The sequence below is a fragment of the Amycolatopsis deserti genome, assembly GCF_014653945.1.
Classification (GTDB): Bacteria; Actinomycetota; Actinomycetes; order Mycobacteriales; family Pseudonocardiaceae; genus Amycolatopsis_E; species Amycolatopsis_E deserti.
The window spans coordinates 89,550-108,969 of record NZ_BNAU01000003.1 but is presented as its reverse complement, the minus strand read 5'-3'; the positions used below and the strand labels follow the sequence as shown (position 1 = coordinate 108,969).

Sequence of the window (19,420 nt, the reverse complement as noted above, 5' to 3'; positions counted from 1 at the left end):
GTCCCCACCCGGTACCCCGGACGTGGGAAAATGGGCCCCGATGAGTCCCGATTCCCCCCGTGCCGAGGTTGTCGTCGACCTGGCTGCCCTGCGTCACAACGTCGCCCTGCTCGCGAGCCGGGCGGCGGTTTCCGGTGCCGCGACGATGGCGGTCGTCAAGGCCGACGGCTACGGCCACGGCGCCGTCCCCGTCGCGCGGGCCGCGCTGCGGGCGGGCGCGACCTGGCTCGGGGCCTGTTCCCTGGACGAGGCGCTCACCCTGCGCGCGGCCGGCATCACCGCCCCGCTGCTCACCTGGCTCGACCTGCCGACCACCGATTTCGCCCCGGGCATCGTCGCGGACATCGACCTCTCGGCCAGCTCGCGTCACGAACTCGCCCGGATCGCCGAAGCCGCCCGACGCGCCGGCAAGAAAGCCCGCGTGCACCTGAAGATCGACACCGGCCTGTCCCGCAACGGCTGCCCCGCCGCGGACTGGCCCGCACTGGTCAAGGAGGCGGCGGCGGAGCCGGCCGTCGAGGTCGTCGCGGTCTGGTCGCACCTCGCGTGCGCCGACGAGCCCGGCCACCCGTCGATCGACCAGCAGGCCGACCGCTTCGCCGCCGCCTACCTCCTCGCGCGCGACGCCGGCCTGAACCCGTTGCGGCACCTGGCGAACTCGGCCGCCACGCTGAACCGGCCGGACCTGCACTTCGACCTCGTCCGCCCGGGCATCGCGATCTACGGCCTCAACCCGAACCCGGAACCCGAGGACCTGCGCCCGGTCATGACGTTCCGCTCCTCGGTCGTGCTCACCAAACGGATCCGCGCGGGCGAATCCGTCTCCTATGGACATACGTGGACCGCGGAGCGCGACACCACGCTGGCGCTCGTGCCCACCGGCTACGCCGACGGGGTGCCGCGCACGCTGTCCGGCCGGATGGACGTGTGGCTGCACGGCAAACGCCGCCCGGTCGCCGGGCGCGTGTGCATGGACCAGCTGGTCGTGGACTGCGGCGACGACGAGCCGCCGCTGGGCGCCGAGGTGGTCCTGTTCGGCGACGGCGCGCGCGGCGAGCCGACCGCTCGCGAATGGGCCGACAAGATCGGCACCATCGACTACGAGATCGTCACCGGCATGTACCGGCCGCGGATCCGGCGGCGGTACCTGGGGGAGGACGTCTGATGGCGTCCCGCCGGATGCTCACCGTGCTCGGCGGTGCCGTCGCGCTGGTCACCGGCACCGCGGCGGCCACCATCGCGGTGACCGCCCAGCAGCAGCGCCAGCGCGACCACCTCGCCGCCACGCCACTGGGCACCCTCGACCCGGACCGCACCTCCACCGTCGCCGCCGACGACGGCACCCCGCTGTCGGTGTCCGAGATCGACCCGGCCGACGGCGGCGAACCCGAGCTGACCGTGGTCGGCGTGCACGGGTTCGCGTTGTCCCAGTTGAGCTGGCACTTCCAGCGCCGCGACCTGGCCTCGCTCACGCTGCCGCGCGTCCGGCAGGTCTACTACGACCACCGCGGGCACGGCACGTCCGGCCCGGCGAGCGAGAAGGCCAGCACGATCGAGCAGCTGGCCCGCGACCTGGACGCGGTGCTGCGCGCGGTCGCGCCGGAGGGGCCGATCGTGCTCATGGGTCACTCCATGGGCGGCATGGTGATCATGGAGCTGGCCCAGCAGAACCCGGACCTGTTCGCCGACCGCATCTGCGGGGTCGCGTTCATCGCGACCGCGGCGGGCGAGGTCGGCCGCAAGGGCCTGCCGCGCGGACTGCTGTCCAAGTACAACCCGCTCACCCGCGGCGTCGGTGAGCTCGCCGGGTGGCAGCCTGGGCTGGTCGAGTTCGTGCGGGCCGCGGGCGGGCAGCTGACGCGGCAGGCGGTGCGGTTGCTCGCGTTCGGGTCCCGCGACGTCGATCCGCGCGTGGTCGACTTCATGCTCGAAATGCTGGCCGTGACGTCGGTGAAGGAGCTGGTCGGGTTCGTCGACACGCTCGGCAGCCACAACCGGTACGCCGCGCTGGCCGGCCTGAAGCACGCGCACGTGCTGGTGATCGGCGCCGACACCGACCGGTTCACGCCGTACTCGCACGCCGAGCGCATCGCGGCCGAGCTGCCCGACGCCGAGCTGGTGCGGGTGCGCGGCGCCGGGCACATGGTGCAGCTCGAGCAGCCCGAGGTGGTCAACAGCCACCTCATCGACCTGGTACAGCGATGTGCCGGCGTGACCGACGAGTCCCGCCCGCGCCGGATGTGGCGGTGGTTGAACCAATGAGCATCGAGTTGCCGACGGCCGAGGACACGGTTGCGTTCGGCGAGTCTCTCGGCCGCATGCTGCGGGCCGGCGACGTCGTCCTGCTCGCCGGGCCGCTCGGCGCGGGCAAGACCGTGCTGACGCGCGGGATCGCGGCCGGGCTCGGGGTGTCCGGGCGGGTCAGCTCGCCGACGTTCGTGCTGGCGCGGGTGCACCCGGCGGGGGAGCGGGGTGTGGCGCTGGTGCACGTGGACGCCTACCGGCTCGGCGGCGACCTGACGCAGCTCGACGACCTGGACCTGGACACCGACCTGGAGTCCGCGGCGGTCGTCGTCGAGTGGGGCGAGGGTTCGGCGGAGCGGCTGTCGGCCGACCACCTGGTGGTCCGGCTCCACCGCAGGCCCGACGACGTGCGGGAACTGACCCTGGAGCCGCACGGCTCGTGGGTCGAGCGGGTTCCCGAGCTGGTGGGCTGATGGGCCGCGCGGTCGTCGTCGAGGGCCCGGGCAAGCTGAGCGTGGTGCGGGCCGAGCCGGAGGATCCCGGCCACGGCGAGGTCGTCGTGCGTGTCGAGTGGGCGGGGATCTGCGGGTCGGACCGCGAGGTGCTGGCGGGGACGCGGCCCGAGGGGTTCGTGCGGTACCCGGTGGTGCCGGGGCACGAATGGTCCGGGACGGTCGTCGAGCTGGGGCCGGGCACGGATCCGGAGCTGCTGGGCAAGCCGGTGGTGGGCGAGGGGTTCCGCAACTGCGGCCGGTGCGCCCCGTGCCGGCGCGGGGACACGACCCTGTGCACCGCCGAGTACGACGAAACGGGCTTCACCCAGCCCGGCGCGTGGGCCGACGAGCTGCGGCTGCCCGCGCGGTTGTTGCACGTCCTGCCCGACGGAGCTGATCTGCGCGCGGCCGCGTTGCTGGAGCCGGCGGCGTGCATGGCGGCGGCGACGCTGCTCGCGGCGGTCGTGCCGGGTGAGCGGGTGGGGGTGATCGGCGGCGGGACGCTCGGGCTGCTGGCGACCCAGCTGCTGGCGGCGAGCGGGCCGGCGGAACTGCTGGTGGTGGACCCGCGGGCGTCCCGGGCTGCGTTGGCGTCCCGCTGCGGGGCGACGGATTTCTGCAGCCCGGGTGCGGCGCCGGGCGGGTTCGACGTGGTGGTGGAGGCGGCGGGTGCGCCCGGCACGGGTGCGCTGGCGGTGCGGATGTGCCGCCGCGGCGGCCGGGTGGTGCTGACGGGCTTGGCGGGGCACGAGACGGAGCCGATCGCGCCCGCGGACCTGGTGACGGCGGCGGTGACGGTGCACACGGTGTTCGGCGCCCCGTCGCGGGCGTGGACCCACGCGGTGCGGGCCTTCGCGACCGGCGTCCTGGACCCGGCGCCACTGATCACGCACGAGTTCCCGCTCGAAGAGGCCGACCGCGCGATGCGCGTGCTGGAAGACCCCGCCGCCGACGCCGGCAAGGTCCTGCTGCACCCCTGACGCGCACGCAAGCGCCGCTCACGCCAAGCTCCCGGGACGGGTGCCACGTTCACGGCGGGTTCCGCCGGCGGGCTCGGATGTTCCCGGGCGTGAGGACCAATGGCCGGGTGCCGACCGAGCGCGAACCGCCTCCGGCGGGGCGCCCCGCGCGCACGGCGCGCGAATCGCCTCCGGTGGCGCGCCGCGCCTGCGGCCACGAGCCGACCGCAGGCGAATCGCCTCTGGCAGCGCCCGCGCCGTCAGCGCGAGCCTGCCTGCGGACGGACCGTCTCCGGGTGCTCTCCTGCGCCTCGAGCGCGCCGCGTCTGAGCCGTCTGCGGATGCGAGCCCGCGCCGTGGGCACGCGCACCCGCCCCCGCGGCCGCGGGCGCACCGCGCGAACTCCGGTGGCGCGCCCGCCGTCACAGCCATGAGGCCGCCGCCGCGAGCCGCACGGCGCCGGCTCAGCGGCTCACTATCCCCCGCGCGATGCCCAGCTCCACCAGGTCCTGCGGCCGCAACCGCAGCTGGTTGGCTGTCTCCGGGACCTCCGAGGGCGCGCGCTTCAGGATCGACGCCGCCGCCTCCGGGGACGTCACCGAAAAGAAACTGTCCGGCGTCACCCACGTCCGCTCCGGGTGGGCGAACGCCAGCGCGCCCCCGGAGCCGCCCTCGCCGATCACCAGCGTCGTCACCGGCACGCGCGCCCCGGCCACCGCCGCGAACACCTCCGCGATCGCCGCGCCCGCGCCCGCCCGCTCCGCTGCCGCGTCGTTCGCCGCGCCGGGGGTGTCCACCAGCGTCAGCACCGGGATCCCCAGCCGGTCCGCCAACCGGATCAGCCGCGCCGCCGTGCGGAAACCCGACGGCAGCGTCGCCGTCCCGCACTGCGCCGCGTAGGCGACCGTCACACCCGAGCGCATCCCAAACCCGCACCGCACGCCGGGATCCACCCCACCGCAGCGATCGCCGCTGATGTCCTCCCGCCAGTCGAAGTAGCCGTCCAAATAGGACTCCGCGCGCGGACGCGAAGGAGCCCGGGCCGCCCGCACCGCCGACCAGCCGTCCGGGGGCAACTCGACCGCACCCAGCGCCGAGGGCGGCGGCGCGGGCCGCCCGTCCGCACCGGTGAGCAACGACAACCACCGGCCCAGCCGCTCACCCAGCTCCGCCGCCGGCACGATCTGGTCCACGTGCCCCGACGCCAGCTGCGCCTCCGCGGTGTACGCCGAAGCGTCGCCCGACGGCCGCACCCGCGACCCGGCGAACCCGACCTGCGCCCCCGGCAGCGCCAGCGTCACGTCCGAACCGGCGCCGAGCGTGGCCCACCCGCCGCCGGTCGTCGGGTCCCGCACGACCGCGACCTGCGGCAACCCGGCGGCCCGCGTCAACGCCGCCTGCCGCGCGATCCGCTGCAGCTGGGACAGCGCCGCCATGCCCTCCTGCATCCGGCTGCCGCCGGTCGCGATCATCGACACGACCGGCGTGCCCAGCTCCCGCGCCCGCTCGAACGCCGCCTCGATCCGGTCACCCGTGCGCCGCCCGAGCGAACCGCCGAGGAACCCGAACTCCCACGCGATCACGGTCGCCTCGGTGCCGCCGAACTTGCCGACCCCGCACACCACCGACTCCGACTCGCCGGTGCGCTCGGCGGCCCGCGCACGCGCGGAGTCGTAGCCGGGCCAACCGATCGGACCGTCCACACCGGACTCCTCGGGCTCCGGCACGGGCAACTCGGTGAACCCGGAACACACCGAGCCGATCACCGAGCGGGCACTCTCACGCATTCAGCGCCCGCTTCATGACCTTGCCCATGTCGTTGCGCGGCAACGCGTCCAGGAACCGCACGACCCGCGGCCGCTTGTGCGGCGACAGCAACCGCGCCACGTGGTCGGCCAGCTCCTGCTCCGCCGGCGGCTCCCCGGCGGGCACGATCCACGCCACGATCCGCTCCCCGAGGTCCGGGTCCGGCTCGCCGGTCACCGCGGCCTCGGCCACGCCCGGGTGCTCCAACAGCGCGTTCTCGATCTCGCCCGCGCCGATCTTGTAGCCGCCGCTCTTGATCAGGTCGGTGGCCTTGCGCCCGACGATCCGGTAGTAGCCGTCCGCGTCGCGGGTCGCCATGTCACCGGTGCGGAACCAACCGGCGTCGAACACCTCCGCGGTCGCGTCCGGGCGGTTGAGGTACTCGGTGAACAGGTTCGGCCCGCGCACCTGGATCTCGCCGACCGTCTCGCCGTCGCTGGACTCGATGACCGCGCCCGACTCGTCGACCAGCCGCACCTCGACCCCGCGCAGCGGCACGCCGACCGTGCCGGGCTTGCGCTCGCCGTCGGCGCGGACGCTGGTGTTCATCAGCGTCTCACTCATGCCGTAGCGCTCCACGACCCGCTGCCCGGTGGCCGCCCGGATGCGCTCGTGGTCGTGCACCGGCAGCGCCGCCGACCCCGACACCAGCAGGCGCGCCCCGCTCAGAGCCTTCGCCAGCTCGGGGTTGCCGCCCACCTCCTCCGCGATGCGGTGGTACATCGTCGGCACGCCGAACATCATCGTCGCCTCGGTCGCCAGCTCCCGCGCGATGACGTCGGTGGCGAACTTGCCGGTGTGGTGCACGGTGCCGCCGCGGCGCAGCGGGCCGAGGATCCCGAGGATCAGGCCGTGCACGTGGAACAGCGGCAGCGCGTGCACGAGCACGTCCTCCGACGTCCACTGCCAGGCGTCCTCCAGCGCGTCGAGCGTGCTGGAGATGGCGCGCCGAGGCAGGACCACGCCCTTCGGCGGGCCGGTGGTGCCCGAGGTGTAGACGATCAGCGCGGGAGCCTCGTCGCCCGGCTCTTCGGGCAGGTCACCGGGGCTGCCGATCAGCGCGACCTGCTGGCGCGGCAGGTTCGCCAGCCGCTCCGGCAGTTTCGCGCCCGGCTCGTGAAGCACGAGCGAGGGCGCGCTGTCGTCGACGATGTGGTCGAGTTCGCGTTCGCCGATCTTCGGGTTGACCGGAACCGCCGGGACGCCCGCGAGCAGCGCCGCGACCACGGCGACGCTCGTGTGGATGGTCGGCGTCGCCCACACCGCCACCCGCGTGGGTGACTGGGCGCGGATCTCCCGGGCGAGTGAACCGGCGATCGCCGCCAGTTCCGCGTAGTCGATCGAGACCTCGCCGAAGCGCAGGGCCTCCTTCTCGGGCGGTTCCGCCAGGGCCGGGAACAACCGTTCGGGCACGTGAACTCCTCACAGATCAGCCGAGTCCGGGCACGATGAACACGAGCCAGACCACGGCGGGTATCACCGCGACCATGATGCCGCCGTAGACGAGCAGTTGCCGGAAGAAGGAATCCCGGTCCACCTCGCGGGCGTTGGCGAGCACCAGCGCGCCGTTGGTGGAGAACGGGCTGACGTCCACGACCGTCGCCGACACCGCGAGCGCGCAGATCATGCCGACCGGGCCGACCGTGCCCAGCGCGAGGAACGGCACCGCGAGCGGGATGAGCGCGCCCATGATCCCGACCGAGGACGCGAACGCCGACACGATCGCGCCGATGTAGCACAGCAGCAGCGCGGCGAGCAGCGGTGCGCCGATGCCGCCGACGCCCTCGCCGGCCCACTCGATCGTGCCCATCTCCTGCAGCACGCCGACGTAGGTCAGCACGCCGCAGATCAGCAGCACGGTCGGCCAGGTGACCTCGCCGACGGCCTTCTTGCTGGTCGCGGGCCAGATCACGCTGAGCACGACGGCGAGCGTCATCGCGGTCAGGCCGACGTCGAGGTCGAACACCAGGGTGGCGACGACCAGCACGGCCAGGCTGGCGAGCGTGGCGACGCGGGGCGCGTTGAGGCGGATGCGCTCGCGGGTTCCGGTGCCCGCCGAGCCGGTGGTGGTGGGCGGGCCGCCGGTGCCCGCGGCGACGAGTTCGCGCTCCCGCTCGGTGGTGTGGACGATCTGCCGTTTGCGCAGCACCACGAACACGATGGCCGCGATGACCAGGTTGACCACGAAGCTGGCCAGGAAGAGCGTGATCTCGCTGCCGCCGAGGCGTTCGCGCGCGACGATGCCGTTGACGATCGTGCCGTAGACGCTGATCGGCGAGAAGCCGCCGGCCTGCGCGCCGTGTACGACCATCGCGCCCATGAGCAGCGGGTGGATGCCGTACTGGGCGGCGAACCCGAGCGCGACGGGCGCGACGATGGCGACCGCGGCCGGGCTGACCGCGCCGATCGCGGTGAGCACCGCGGTGATCGCGAAGGTGACCCAGGGGATCAGCGCGACGCGGCCGCGGACGAGCCGGACGGCGGCGTCGACCAGCCAGTCCGTGGTGCCGTTGGCGCGGGCGATGGCGAACAGGAACGTGACGCCGACGAGCACGACGAACAGGTCGCCGGGGAAGCCGGCGAAGATCTCGTCGGCATCCAGGTTCGCGGCCAGCGTGCCGACGCCGAACGCGGCCGCGAAGGACAGCACCCCCATGTTGATCGAGCGGGTCGTCGCTATCACGAAGACGACCGCGAGGACGAGGATCGAGATCAGCTCAGCGGACATCAGGAGAACTCCCGCCGTTGGGATTCAAGTGGCTGAGTGGCTGAACCACTTTGCGGCTCAGCCACTCAGCCTGTCAAGGGCTAGGCTGCGGAATGTGTCTGATGCGCTGAGTCCGATGGTTCGTCCGCGGCTGTACGAGCAGGTCCTGGAGCGGTTGCGGGCGTACGCGGCCGACGCCGGGCTGCGCGCGGGTGACCGGTTGCCCGCGGAGCGTGACCTGGCGCAGCGGCTCGGGGTGAGCCGGGCGTCGGTGAAGCAGGCGATCGTCGTATTGGAAGTGCAGGGGCTGGTGGAGACCCGGCACGGCGGCGGGACCTACCTGGTGCGGGACGCGCTGGACGCCGAGCCGGTGGAGCGGCTGGTGGAGCGCAAGCGGCGGTTGCCGGACGTGCTGGACGCGCGGGAGGCGCTGGAGACGAAGCTGGCCGAGCTGGCGGCGATGCGCCGGACGGACGATGATCTGGCCGCGCTGGAGTCGGCGCTGGAGTTCATGGCCGCCGAGATCGGTGACGGCGGAGCCGGAGTCGAGGGCGACCGCCGCTTCCACGCGGCGGTCACCGGGGCCGCGCACAGCGCGCTGCTGGCCGAGTTCATGGACGCGATAGCCGACCAGATCACCGAGAGCCGCAACGAGTCGCTCCGCCAGCCGGGCCGCCCGCCGCGGTCGCTGGACCAGCACATCCGCATCGCGGAGGCCATCCGCGACCGCAACCCGAAAGCCGCCGCCGAAGCGATGCGGGACCACCTCCGCACGGTCGCCGAGGTGCGCTTGCTGAGCTGGGACCCGGAGGACTGAGCCGGGGCGCGACCGGCCCGACCGCCGGCCGGCAACGCAAGCCCCGACTACGCCCCAGACCTCCCCCGCCCCCGATCCACAACTGGAACACAATCAGGCATCGGGGGCGGGGGAGGTCGGCCCGACGGCCCGGTAAGCCCAGGTCGGCGCACACGCCGTACCCTGGAGAGCTGTGCTGGTACTGGCTCTGGACACGTCGACGCCCGCGGTGACCGCCGGGGTCGCCGAGCTCGCCGCGGGTGTCACCGTGCTCGCCGAGCGCGTGACGCTCGACGCGCGGGCGCACGGCGAACTCATCACCCCGCACGCCCTCGACGCGGCGCGGGAAGCGGGCGTCGCGCTCAAGGACGTCGCGGCGATCGTCGTCGGCGCCGGGCCCGGGCCGTTCACCGGTCTGCGCGCCGGCCTCGCCACCGCCGCCGCCCTCGGGCACGCCCTCGGCGTCCCGGTCCACCCGGTCTGCAGCCTCGACGCGATCGCCCAGCAGGTCGACGCCGGCGAGCCGTTCACCGTCGTCACCGACGCCCGCCGCCGCGAGGTCTACTGGGCCGCCTACGCCGCGGACGGCACCCGCACCGACGGCCCGCACGTCCAGGCTCCCGCCGAGCTGTCCCTCGGCCTCGCCGCCGGGGACGGCGCCCGCCTCTACGCCGAGCAGCTCGGCGCGCGCGTCGTCGAGCCGTACTACCCGAGCACCGCCGGCCTGGTGGCGGCCGCCCGCGACGCGCTCACCTCCGGCGCCGCGCCCGCCCCGCTGACGCCGCTCTACCTGCGCCGCCCGGACGCCGTCGAGCCCGGCGCGCGGAAGCGGGTGACCACCTCGTGAAGCTCGCCAAGCTGCGCCGCAAGGACATCCCGCGCTGCGTGGAGATCGAGAAGGTCCTCTTCGCCGGGGACGACCCGTGGAGCGCCCGCGCCTTCCACAGCGAGCTGGACTCCGGCGGCTACTACCTCGGCGCGTACACGCCCGAGGACGTCCTGATCGGCTACGGCGGGCTGGCGGTCGTCGGCAGCAGGGGCGACTACGAGGCCAGCGTTCACACGATCGGTGTCGACCCGGACTACCAGGGCCAGGGCATCGGCACGGCGCTGCTGCGTGCCCTGCTCGCCCGCGCCGACGAGGTGCGCGCGCCGGTGTTCCTCGAGGTCCGCACCGACAACGACCGCGCGCAGGCGCTGTACCGGCGGCACGGTTTCGAGCAGATCGGCCTGCGCAAGCGTTACTACCACCCGTCCGGCGCCGACGCGTACACGATGATGCGTCCCGCCGTGTCCAAGCAGGAGGTGGGCTGATGTCCCGCGTCATCCTCGGCATCGAAAGCTCCTGCGACGAGACCGGCGTCGGCCTCGTGCGGCTGCACGACGACGGCACCGTCGAACTCCTCGCCGACGAGGTCGCCTCGAGCGTCGAGCAGCACGCGCGTTTCGGCGGCGTGGTGCCGGAAGTCGCCAGCCGCGCCCACCTCGAAGCGATGGTACCGACGGCCGAGCGCGCGTTCGCCACGGCCGGCCTGACGCTGTCCGATGTGGACGCCATCGCCGTCACCGCGGGTCCGGGCCTGGCCGGTGCGCTGCTGGTCGGCGTCTCCGCGGCGAAGGCATACGCGGCGGCGCTGGACGTCCCGCTCTACGGCGTCAACCACCTCGCCGGGCACATCGCGGTGGACACCCTGCAGCACGGCCCGCTGCCGAAGCCGTGCCTGGCGCTGCTGGTGTCCGGCGGGCACACGCAGTTGCTGCGCGTGGACGACATCGCCGGCGAGATCACCGAGGTCGGCTCCACTGTGGACGATGCCGCGGGCGAGGCCTACGACAAGGTGGCCCGCGTGCTGGGCCTGCCGTACCCGGGTGGCCCACCGATCGACCAGGCGGCTCGCGCGGGCAACCCCACGGCCATCGACTTCCCGCGCGGCATGACCGGCCCCCGCGACGCGAAGTTCGACTTCTCGTTCTCCGGGCTGAAGACCGCGGTGGCGCGGTGGGTGGAGAACGCCGAACGCCGCGGCGAGGAGATCCCGGTCGACGACGTCGCGGCGTCCTTCCAGGAGGCGGTGGCCGACGTGCTGACCGCGAAGGCCGTGCGCGCGGCGAAGGAGATGGGCATCGGGACGCTCGTGATCTCCGGCGGCGTGGCGGCGAACTCGCGCCTGTCCAGCCTGGCGCGCGAGCGCTGCGAGGCCGCGGGCATCGAGCTGCGCGTCCCACGGCCGCGTCTGTGCACCGACAACGGCGCGATGATCGCGGCGCTGGGCGCGCACGTGGTGGCGGCCGGCCGCAAGCCCTCGGCGCTGGACCTCTCGGCGAACCCGGCGCTGCCGGTGGAGGTCGTCTCGCTCGAGGCCTGACCTCGCGCGGTCAGAACTCCCGGTCGTGGGACTCCCGGTTCAGGGGCGCGTGCGCGACACCACCACGTCGTCGAGCTTCACGAAGCCCACCCGGTGCCCGAACTGGATCTGCACGTACTTCGTCTGCCCGCGCACCACCACGTGCTCGGCCGGGTCGAAGGTCGTCGCCGAGTAGTACTCCGCCGTCAGCGTCGGGCCGGCGGTGTACTTCTGGCCCGCGGGCAGCGTGTACTGCAGCGGCACGACCTCCTGCGGCGTGAGCCCGGAGGGGTACGCGGAAGCCTCCGGGTACGCGCGCCCGTACACCGGCACCGACGAAAGCCCCGGCCGCGGCGTCACCACCTGTCCCAGCACCGGCACCACCCCGGACGAGCGCAGCCACCCCTTCTGCCCGAGGAACCACACCGCCGTCCAGTCGCCCCGGACCTCCGCCACCGCGTACCGCTGCCCGGTCGACACGCGGCTGCCCACGTCGGAGATCGCCACCGAAGACGGCCCGCCGTCGGGGTGCAGGCCGATGTCCGCCAGCAGCGGAGCGTCGTCGCGCGGCTCCACCCGCAGGAACAGCGCCGACGAACCGCGTGCCGGGCAGGCGGCGCCGGGAGCCGACGTGTCGCACCCCGTGTAGCCCGTCGGGTTCGAGGCGAAATCCGGCTTGACCATGACCATGCCGGTCGGCTGCCGCACCGGCCGCGCGTTCAGCGGCGCGCCGAGCAGGTCGAAGTAGTGCGCCCAGTCCCAGTACGGCGCCGGGTCCCAGTGCATGCCCGCGACCTTGTCCGCCGTCGTCCCCGGCACGTTGTCGTGGCCGATGATGTGCTCGCGGTCCAGCGGGATCCGGTACTTCCCGGCGAGGTAGCGCACCAGCTTCGCCGAGGTCCGGTACATCGCCTCGGTGTACCAGGTGCCCTGCGCCGCGAACCCCTCGTGCTCGACGCCGATCGACTTCGCGTTGAAGTACCAGTTCCCGGCGTGCCAGCCGACGTCCTTGGTCAGCACGTGCTGGGCGACGTGCCCGTCGGTCGAGCGCAGCGTGTAGTGCCAGGCCAGGTACGACGGGTCCTGCACGAGCCCGATCGCCGCGTCGTAGGTGCACTCCGTGTCGTGGATGACGATGTGCGTGATCCGCTGCGAGTTCGGCCGCTCGGCCTTGTCGTAGTTGCCGTAGTTGCCGTTGCCGAGGTCCTGGTAGGGCGCCGGGATCCACTCGACGGGCAGCCCGGGCGGCGCCTCGGCCGCGCCCTCCGCGACGGTGGACAACCCGAGTGCGCGCACCTGCTCGCGTCGCGGCGACACCGGCGTCGCGGGCAGCGTGACCGCCTGCCCGTCGTCGGTGGTCCGGCTCGCCCCGGCGGCGATGGTCGCGAACACCTCGTCGGCGAAGAACGTCGCGGTCCCGGTGTCCGACGCGCCGCTGTAGCGGGCGACCGCGCCGTACCAGTCGGCCGGACCGTCCGCCCGTGCGCCGAGTTCGCGCTGGTAGTGGGCCAGAACCGCGGCGCCGCCGCGGATGTTCTGCACCGGGTCGGTCCGCAACGTCGCGGCGTCCACGCCGGTCAGTTCGGCGGCGAGGTCGACGGTCTGCAGCGCCGCCGACGTGTGCGGCCGCAGCTCCCCGCGTGCTGAGTCGCCGCGCGGGTCCTCGCCCTTGTCGTGGTGGCTCCCGCCCGCCGCGACGGCCCGCAGGTCGGTCAGGTGCAGCGGGCCGAAACCAGCGCCGGTGCTCGGCGCGCCGCCGTGGGAGTCCCAGCGGGACTTCAGGTACGACACGCCGAGCAGCACGGACTCCGGGACGCCGAACTCCGCCGCCGCGGCGGCGAACGCGCGCTGCCGCGCTCCGGTCGTGGCGGCCGACGCGCCGGGCGCGGCCACCACGGCCACGCCGGCGGTCCCGGCGGCCAGCGCGCGCAGTGCGTTGCGGCGGGTGAACGACGTCATTGCTGCCTCCCTGGAAGATGCAGTCAGAAAACTACACACCGTCAAGGGGAGGAGGGAACCATCTTCCGTCTCAGACCCGGTGCAGGCTCGGATCGCGGTCGGTCACCACGAAGCTGGCCGCGGTCTCGGCGGCCGCCCCCGGCTTGCTGACGTAGGGCAGGATCCGGTAGTCGGCCCGCAGTTCGTTCGCGGTGAAGCGGGTGCGGATGTAGCCGCGCCGGTTCTTGTGGAACTTGACGTGCGGGTTCTCGTCCAGCACCGACTGGTACGGGTCGTCGTTGCCGTCGCGGCCGCTGGTGATCGACGTCGTGATCAGCTCGACGCCCACGCCCTTGGAGTCCGGCCGCCCGTAGGTCTGCTTGACCTCCGAGGCCCAGTGCCGGTGCACGTCACCGGTCAGCACGACACCGTTGCGCACCCGCGAATCGCCCATCGCGGCGGCGATCCGGTCGCGGTTCGCCTTGTAGCCGTCCCAGGCGTCCATGTTGTAGCCCAGCTGCGAGCCGGCGGTGAAGTCGATCTCGGAGAACACCACCTGCTGGCCCAGCACGTCCCACCGCGCCCGGCTCTGCCGGAACCCGTCGATCAGCCACTTCTCCTGCGCCGCGCCGGTGATGGTGCGGTTGGGGTTCAGGCGCTCGTCGCAGCTGACCTTGACGCCGTCGCCGCAGGCCTGGTCGTCGCGGTACTGCCGGGTGTCGAGCATGTGGAAGGTGGCCAGCTGTCCCCAGTGGAGCCGCCGGTAGAGCTGCATGTCGATGCCCTGCGGGCGGGCGGTGCGGCGCAGCGGCATGTTCTCGTAGTAGGCCTGGAAGGCGACCTTGCGGCGGTCCAGGAACGACGCGCCGGGCGTCTGCGACGAGACCTCGGGCACCTCGTCGGCCCAGTTGTTCTCGGTCTCGTGGTCGTCCCACACGACCAGCCAGGGCGCGGTGGCGTGCGCGAGCTGGAGGTCGGGGTCGGTCTTGTACTGGGCGTGGCGCAGGCGGTAGTCGGCGAGCGTGACGGTCTCCGGGCCGACCACCGTGCGCACGTCCGTGGCCTTGGCCGCGTACTCGTACTGGTAGTCGCCCAGGTGCAGGATGAGGTCCGGGTGGTCCTCGGCGAGGCGGCGGTAGGCGGTGAAGTAGCCCTCGCCGTAGTGCGAGCACGACGCGAAGCACATGGTCAGCGGGGACAGCTGCCAAGGCGCGGGCGCGGTGCGGGTGATGCCGACCGGCGAGATCTCGCCGCCGACGCGGAACCGGTAGTAGTACTCGGTGCCCGGCTCCAGGCCGTCCGCCTCGACGTGCACGCTGTGCGCCGCCTCCGGCGCGGCCCACGTCTGTCCGGAGTGGACGATGCGGGTGAAGCGCTCGTCGCGGGAGATCTGCCACTGCACGGGCAGTGCCCGGTTCGGCATGCCGCCGAGGCCGTTCTCGGCGAGCGGGTTCGCGGCCAGGCGCGTCCACAGGACGACGCTGTCCGGCAGCGGGTCACCGGAAGCGACGCCGAGGTTGAAGACGTCACCGACGGGCCCGGAGCCCGCTCCGGGAGAGGCGGAGGCGCGGGTGATTCCGGCGCTCAGCGCGACCGCCGCGGCGCCGCCGATGAGGACCTTGCGACGGTTGAGTTTCGGGGTGTCCGGCACGTGCACTCCTCGTGGTGGGAACCAGTGGGGCCCATCGACGGTGCATCCCCGGGACGAACGGGACGAAGGTGATCAGGTGGCCGGAGGGTGAATTTCCCTCAGCGGAGCGGTTCCGGCGCCGGCCTGTTGTCGAACGCCTCCCGCGCGGCGAGGATCTCGCCGACGTGCTCCTCGGCCCACTCGCCCAGGACGTTGAACATCTCGCCGACCTGCGTGCCCAGATCGGTCAGGGAGTACTCGACGCGTGGCGGCACGGTCGGGTAGACGGCCCGGTCGACCAGGCCGTCGCGCTCCAGGGTGCGCAGGGTCTGGGTGAGCGACTTCTGCGTGATGCCCTCGAGCAGGCGGCGCAGCTCGTTGAACCGCATCGGGCCGTCGTGCCGGCGCAGCGAGCTGAGGACCAGCAGGCTCCACTTGTTGGCGAGCGCGTCGAGCACGGTGCGGGCCGGGCAGGCCGTCAGGTAGGACTTCACGGTATCCATGAGGTACCTGGATGTCAGGAAGGTGCCTTCTTCACAACGGATACCGCCCGGGGCGACGATCTTCGCCATGAGAGCTGTCGATGTGCGGGCCCTGGGCGGGCCGGAGGTCCTGGAGCTGGTGGATGCGCCGCGGCCGGTGCCGGGGCCGGGCGAGGTGCTGGTGCGGGTGCACGCGGTGGGGGTGAACCCGGCGGACTGGAAGCTGCGCCGCGGGCTGGTGGACGGGGTGGGGCTCACGCCGCCGTTCCGGCTCGGGCTGGACTTCTCCGGCGTGGTCGAGGAGACGGGGGAGGAGGTGTTCGGGCTGGTGATGTCGCAGTGGGGCGCGTACGCCGAGTACGTGGCGGTGCCCGCCGCGGCGCTGGCGCCCAAGCCGGCCGGGCGGGACCACGTCGCCGCGGCCGCTGCGCCGACGGCGGTGCTCACGGCGACGCAAGCGCTTGCCGAGGTGCGGCCGGGGCAGCGGGTGCTGATCCACGCGGCGGCCGGCGGGGTCGGGCACGTCGCGGTGCAGGTGGCGAAGGCGCGGGGCGCGTACGTGATCGGCACCGCGCGATCGGCCAACCACGAGTTCCTGCGCGAGCTGGGCGCGGACGAGCTGATCGACCACACGGCGGTGGACTTCACGACGGCCGTGTCGGAGGTGGACGTGGTGTACGACCTGGTCGGCGGTTCGTACGGTGGGCGCTCGCTCGTCGTCCTGAAGCCGGACGGCGTGCTGATCGACGCGCAGGGCAACGACGCCGCGGAGGACCCGCGCTACCGCCGGTTCCACGTGCAGCCGTCCGGGGCGGCGCTGGCGCGTGCCGTGGAGGGCGTGCGGGTCCACGTCTCGCAGGTACTGCCGCTGGAGGACGCCGCGAAGGCGCACGAGCTGAGCGAGAGCGGCCGGGTGCGCGGGAAGATCGTGCTGACGGTGTGACGCGAACGGCCCCGGGACCACGCCGTCGGGGTCCCGGGGCCGTTCAGGTCAAGGCCGGTGCTAGCAGCCTCCGCAGCAACCGCATCCGGGGCCACTGCACGAGCTGCAACAGCTGCAACCACCCATGGGAACACCATTCCTTCCAGTCGTGTCCGGGCCGTGTCCCAAGGTAGGGAGGTGCGGACGAGGTCAACACCGCCCAACGAGTGAGATGGTGGTATCGCTACGTGACGATGAGGTTCAGTCCTCGGCGACCTGGAGCAGCGCCGCGAACATCCCACCCGTCGCGACGACGGCGACCACACCGTCGAAGGTGTGGCGGGTGACCGGCGTCCAGCTCCTGCCGCTGCCACCGCGTGTCGTGTTCGTCCACCACAGGGCGTCCCCGCCCAGCAGCACCGCCATGTGCTCCACCGCGGCTCGCGCCGCTTCGCGGTCGGCGCACAACTCGGTCTGGAAGGCCAGGTCCTCGGCGGCCAGCTCCAGCATCAGGTCGAGGCCGGTAGCGGGATCGACCGCGAACAGCGCCGGCGCGACGTCAGCCGGCGACTGCGGGCCGGGAATCGACAGGTCGGCCTCGCGCTCGAGCGCCCTCTGTGCCCGCAGCGCGAGCTCGTACACCTCCGCGGCGACGCCACCGGCGCCGAGGCGGCCCGTCCGGGCGAACACGAGCTCCGAGGTGAGCGAGCCGATCAGCGACTCCACCTCAGGCGCACTGTCCACCGTCACATCGTGCCAGCCGTGCCCGCGCGGACTCCGTGGGACAAAGTGCCCGGTCAAGCGCCTTGACAAGGGGCGCGCCCCGCACCGGGGGACCCTCCTTGCGCGGCTAGCACTCCCGTGGCTAGAGTGCTAATCGAAGGCACCGCACACGCCCCGGCACCCGCGACGGCGGGGGTGGTAGGCGCCGAAACCAAGTAAGTACCTGCCAACGCTTTCGACGACCCGTGGAGGTCAACCCGGTGAGCGTGAACATCAAACCGCTCGAGGACAAGATCGTTGTCCAGACGAGCGAGGCCGAGGAGACGACCGCGTCCGGCCTCGTCATCCCCGACACCGCCAAGGAGAAGCCCCAGGAGGGCAAGGTTCTGGCCGTGGGCCCGGGCCGCGTCGACGACAAGGGGAACCGCATCCCCGTCGACGTCAACGTCGGCGACGTCGTCATCTACTCCAAGTACGGCGGCACCGAGGTCAAGTACAACGGTGAGGACTACCTGATCCTGTCCGCTCGCGACGTGCTGGCTGTCGTCAACTGACACAGGCGCTGCGGTGAACGCCCCGGGCCCCGCTGGAAAGCCGGGGACGGGGCGTTCTGCTGTCTGAGAGGACTTCCATGCCCAAGCAGATCAACTTCGACGAGGACGCTCGTCGAGCCCTCGAGCGCGGCGTCAACAAGCTCGCCGACGCGGTCAAGGTCACCCTCGGCCCGCGTGGTCGCCACGTCGTGCTCGACAAGAAGTTCGGCGGCCCCACGATCACCCTCGACGGCGTCACCGTCGCGCGGGAGATCGACCTGGAGGACCCGTTCGAGAACCTGGGTGCCCAGCTGGCCAAGAACGTGGCCACCAAGACCAACGACGTCGCCGGCGACGGCACCACCACGGCCACCGTGCTGGCGCAGTCTCTGGTGAAGGTCGGCCTCCGCAACGTGGCCGCCGGCGCCAACCCGGCCGGCCTCGGCAAGGGCATCGAGGCGGCCGCGGAGAAGGTCATCGAGGTGCTCAAGTCCAAGGCCACCCCGGTCAAGGGCCGCGACAACATCGCCCAGGTCGGCACGGTCACCTCGCGTGACGCCACCATCGGCGCCCTGCTCGGCGAGGCCGTCGAGCGGGTCGGCGAGGACGGTGTGATCACCGTGGAGGAGTCCTCCACGCTGGCCACCGAACTCGAGATCACCGAAGGTGTGCAGTTCGACAAGGGCTACCTGTCGGCGCACTTCGCGACCGATCCGGAGGAGCAGCGGGCGATCCTGGAGAACGCCTACGTGCTGCTGCACCGGGAGAAGATCTCGGCGCTGGCCGACCTGCTGCCGATCCTGGAGAAGGTCGCCGAGTCGAAGAAGCCGCTGCTGATCATCGCCGAGGACGTCGAGGGCGAGGCGCTGTCCACCCTGGTGGTCAACGCCCTGCGCAAGACCCTCGTCGCGGTCGCGGTGAAGGCCCCGTTCTTCGGTGACCGCCGCAAGGCGTTCCTGGACGACCTGGCCGTTGTCACCGGCGCGCAGGTCATCTCCTCGGAGGTCGGCCTCAAGCTGTCCGAGATCGGCCTGGACTCGCTGGGCACCGCCCGGCGCATCGAGATCACCAAGGACAACACGACGATCGTCGACGGCGCCGGCACCAAGGCCGACATCGAGGCCCGCATCGCGCAGATCCGCAAGGAGATCGAGACCACCGACTCCGACTGGGACCGCGAGAAGCTGCAGGAGCGGCTGGCCAAGCTCGGCGGCGGTGTCGCGGTGATCAAGGTCGGCGCGGCCACCGAGACCGAGCTGAACGAGCGCAAGCACCGCATCGAGGACGCCGTGGCTTCCACCAAGGCGGCCGTCGAGGAGGGCATCGTGCCCGGCGGTGGCTCGGCGATCGTGCACGCGGTCAAGGAGCTCGAGGGTGACCTCGGCCTGACCGGCGACGAGGCCACGGGTGTCCGCATCGTGCGGGACGCCCTGACCGCGCCGCTGAACTGGATCGCCACGAACGCCGGCTACGAGGGCCCGGTCATCGTGTCGAAGGTGCAGGAGCAGGGCTGGGGCTACGGCTTCAACGCCGCCACCGGCGAGATCACCGACCTGCTGCAGGCCGGCATCGTCGACCCGGTCAAGGTGACCCGGTCCGCGGTCGCGAACGCGGCCTCCATCGCCCGTCTCGTCCTCACCACGGAGAGCACCGTGGTGGACAAGCCGGTCGAGGAGCCCGAGAACACCGGCCACGGCCACGGTCACGCGCACTAGCAACAATGAGCACCAAGAGGGCCCCCGCCAAGGCGGGGGCTCTCCCTTTTTCACCTAGACCAAAACCGCCACCCGGCAACGAAAGCCCTCGCCCCCGAGCCACCCCCCCTCCTGCAACCCGATCCC

18 protein-coding genes are annotated in these 19,420 nt (G+C 72.7%); 11 read left to right on the top strand and 7 right to left on the bottom strand.

What is annotated here, in order from left to right; translation table 11 throughout:
* Positions 1–40: 40 nt before the first annotated feature.
* The 4 genes from alr to IE290_RS15230 are packed head-to-tail and all read left to right on the top strand — an operon-like array spanning position 41 to position 3,718.
* Entirely contained in the window at positions 41–1,165 is a 1,125-nt protein-coding gene (gene alr, locus IE290_RS15245) for an alanine racemase (protein WP_191245265.1), read from the top strand.
* Positions 1,165–2,262, top strand: coding sequence for an alpha/beta fold hydrolase (locus IE290_RS15240; RefSeq protein ID WP_191245264.1), 1,098 nt, complete (start codon positions 1,165–1,167; stop codon positions 2,260–2,262). Before alr ends, IE290_RS15240 begins: the two co-directional genes overlap by 1 nt.
* The gene (gene tsaE, locus IE290_RS15235; RefSeq protein ID WP_191245263.1) at positions 2,259–2,717 is read left to right on the top strand and encodes a tRNA (adenosine(37)-N6)-threonylcarbamoyltransferase complex ATPase subunit type 1 TsaE; all 459 of its coding nucleotides are present in this window, start codon (positions 2,259–2,261) and stop codon (positions 2,715–2,717) included. The genes IE290_RS15240 and tsaE overlap by 4 nt, the downstream gene beginning before the upstream one ends.
* On the top strand, positions 2,717–3,718 hold the full coding sequence (locus IE290_RS15230; RefSeq protein WP_191245262.1) for a zinc-dependent alcohol dehydrogenase: 1,002 nt from the start codon (positions 2,717–2,719) through the stop codon (positions 3,716–3,718). The genes tsaE and IE290_RS15230 overlap by 1 nt, the downstream gene beginning before the upstream one ends.
* A gap of 443 nt (positions 3,719–4,161) precedes the next feature.
* On the opposite strand, the gene IE290_RS15225 is transcribed toward IE290_RS15230, so the two are convergent.
* The 3 genes from IE290_RS15225 to IE290_RS15215 are packed head-to-tail and all read right to left on the bottom strand — an operon-like array spanning position 4,162 to position 8,231.
* On the bottom strand, positions 4,162–5,484 hold the full coding sequence (locus IE290_RS15225) for a carboxyl transferase domain-containing protein (RefSeq protein WP_191245261.1): 1,323 nt from the start codon (positions 5,482–5,484) through the stop codon (positions 4,162–4,164).
* The gene (locus IE290_RS15220; RefSeq protein WP_191245260.1) at positions 5,477–6,916 is read right to left on the bottom strand and encodes an acyl-CoA synthetase; all 1,440 of its coding nucleotides are present in this window, start codon (positions 6,914–6,916) and stop codon (positions 5,477–5,479) included. Before IE290_RS15220 ends, IE290_RS15225 begins: the two co-directional genes overlap by 8 nt.
* Positions 6,917–6,932: 16 nt before the next feature.
* The gene (locus IE290_RS15215; RefSeq protein ID WP_191245259.1) at positions 6,933–8,231 is read right to left on the bottom strand and encodes an SLC13 family permease; all 1,299 of its coding nucleotides are present in this window, start codon (positions 8,229–8,231) and stop codon (positions 6,933–6,935) included.
* 115 nt (positions 8,232–8,346) lie between these two features.
* On the opposite strand from IE290_RS15215, the gene IE290_RS15210 reads away from it, so the two are divergent.
* The 4 genes from IE290_RS15210 to tsaD all read left to right on the top strand — a co-directional run bounded on the left by IE290_RS15210 (position 8,347) and on the right by tsaD (position 11,372).
* Complete coding sequence (locus tag IE290_RS15210) at positions 8,347–9,027, top strand: FadR/GntR family transcriptional regulator (protein ID WP_229874513.1); 681 nt, start codon at positions 8,347–8,349, stop codon at positions 9,025–9,027.
* A gap of 172 nt (positions 9,028–9,199) precedes the next feature.
* Positions 9,200–9,853: a tRNA (adenosine(37)-N6)-threonylcarbamoyltransferase complex dimerization subunit type 1 TsaB gene (tsaB, locus tag IE290_RS15205; protein ID WP_191245257.1), complete on the top strand. Its 654-nt coding sequence runs from the start codon at positions 9,200–9,202 to the stop codon at positions 9,851–9,853.
* Positions 9,850–10,320, top strand: coding sequence for a ribosomal protein S18-alanine N-acetyltransferase (gene rimI / locus IE290_RS15200; protein ID WP_191245256.1), 471 nt, complete (start codon positions 9,850–9,852; stop codon positions 10,318–10,320). The genes tsaB and rimI overlap by 4 nt, the downstream gene beginning before the upstream one ends.
* Positions 10,320–11,372 carry a tRNA (adenosine(37)-N6)-threonylcarbamoyltransferase complex transferase subunit TsaD gene (gene tsaD / locus IE290_RS15195; RefSeq protein WP_191245255.1) on the top strand — a complete coding sequence of 351 codons (1,053 nt, stop codon included), beginning with the start codon at positions 10,320–10,322 and terminating at the stop codon, positions 11,370–11,372. The genes rimI and tsaD overlap by 1 nt, the downstream gene beginning before the upstream one ends.
* Before the next feature lie 39 nt (positions 11,373–11,411).
* On the opposite strand, the gene IE290_RS15190 is transcribed toward tsaD, so the two are convergent.
* From IE290_RS15190 to IE290_RS15180, 3 genes are all read right to left on the bottom strand, one after another.
* Entirely contained in the window at positions 11,412–13,310 is a 1,899-nt protein-coding gene (locus IE290_RS15190; RefSeq protein ID WP_191245254.1) for an N-acetylmuramoyl-L-alanine amidase, read from the bottom strand.
* 70 nt (positions 13,311–13,380) lie between these two features.
* Positions 13,381–14,940 carry an alkaline phosphatase D family protein gene (locus tag IE290_RS15185; protein ID WP_191245253.1) on the bottom strand — a complete coding sequence of 520 codons (1,560 nt, stop codon included), beginning with the start codon at positions 14,938–14,940 and terminating at the stop codon, positions 13,381–13,383.
* 98 nt (positions 14,941–15,038) lie between these two features.
* On the bottom strand, positions 15,039–15,422 hold the full coding sequence (locus tag IE290_RS15180; protein ID WP_191245252.1) for a winged helix-turn-helix transcriptional regulator: 384 nt from the start codon (positions 15,420–15,422) through the stop codon (positions 15,039–15,041).
* Between the two features lie 67 nt (positions 15,423–15,489).
* Here IE290_RS15180 and IE290_RS15175 point away from each other — a divergent pair, with 67 nt between their 5' ends.
* Entirely contained in the window at positions 15,490–16,344 is an 855-nt protein-coding gene (locus IE290_RS15175) for an NADP-dependent oxidoreductase (RefSeq protein WP_191245251.1), read from the top strand.
* A gap of 240 nt (positions 16,345–16,584) precedes the next feature.
* On the opposite strand, the gene IE290_RS15170 is transcribed toward IE290_RS15175, so the two are convergent.
* Positions 16,585–17,067 (bottom strand): hypothetical protein, encoded by a 483-nt coding sequence (locus IE290_RS15170; RefSeq protein ID WP_191245796.1) that lies wholly within the window; start codon positions 17,065–17,067, stop codon positions 16,585–16,587.
* Between the two features lie 239 nt (positions 17,068–17,306).
* Here IE290_RS15170 and groES point away from each other — a divergent pair, with 239 nt between their 5' ends.
* Entirely contained in the window at positions 17,307–17,600 is a 294-nt protein-coding gene (gene groES / locus IE290_RS15165) for a co-chaperone GroES (protein ID WP_026153773.1), read from the top strand.
* Between the two features lie 77 nt (positions 17,601–17,677).
* Complete coding sequence (gene groL, locus IE290_RS15160) at positions 17,678–19,294, top strand: chaperonin GroEL (RefSeq protein ID WP_191245250.1); 1,617 nt, start codon at positions 17,678–17,680, stop codon at positions 19,292–19,294.
* Positions 19,295–19,420: the final 126 nt, after the last annotated feature.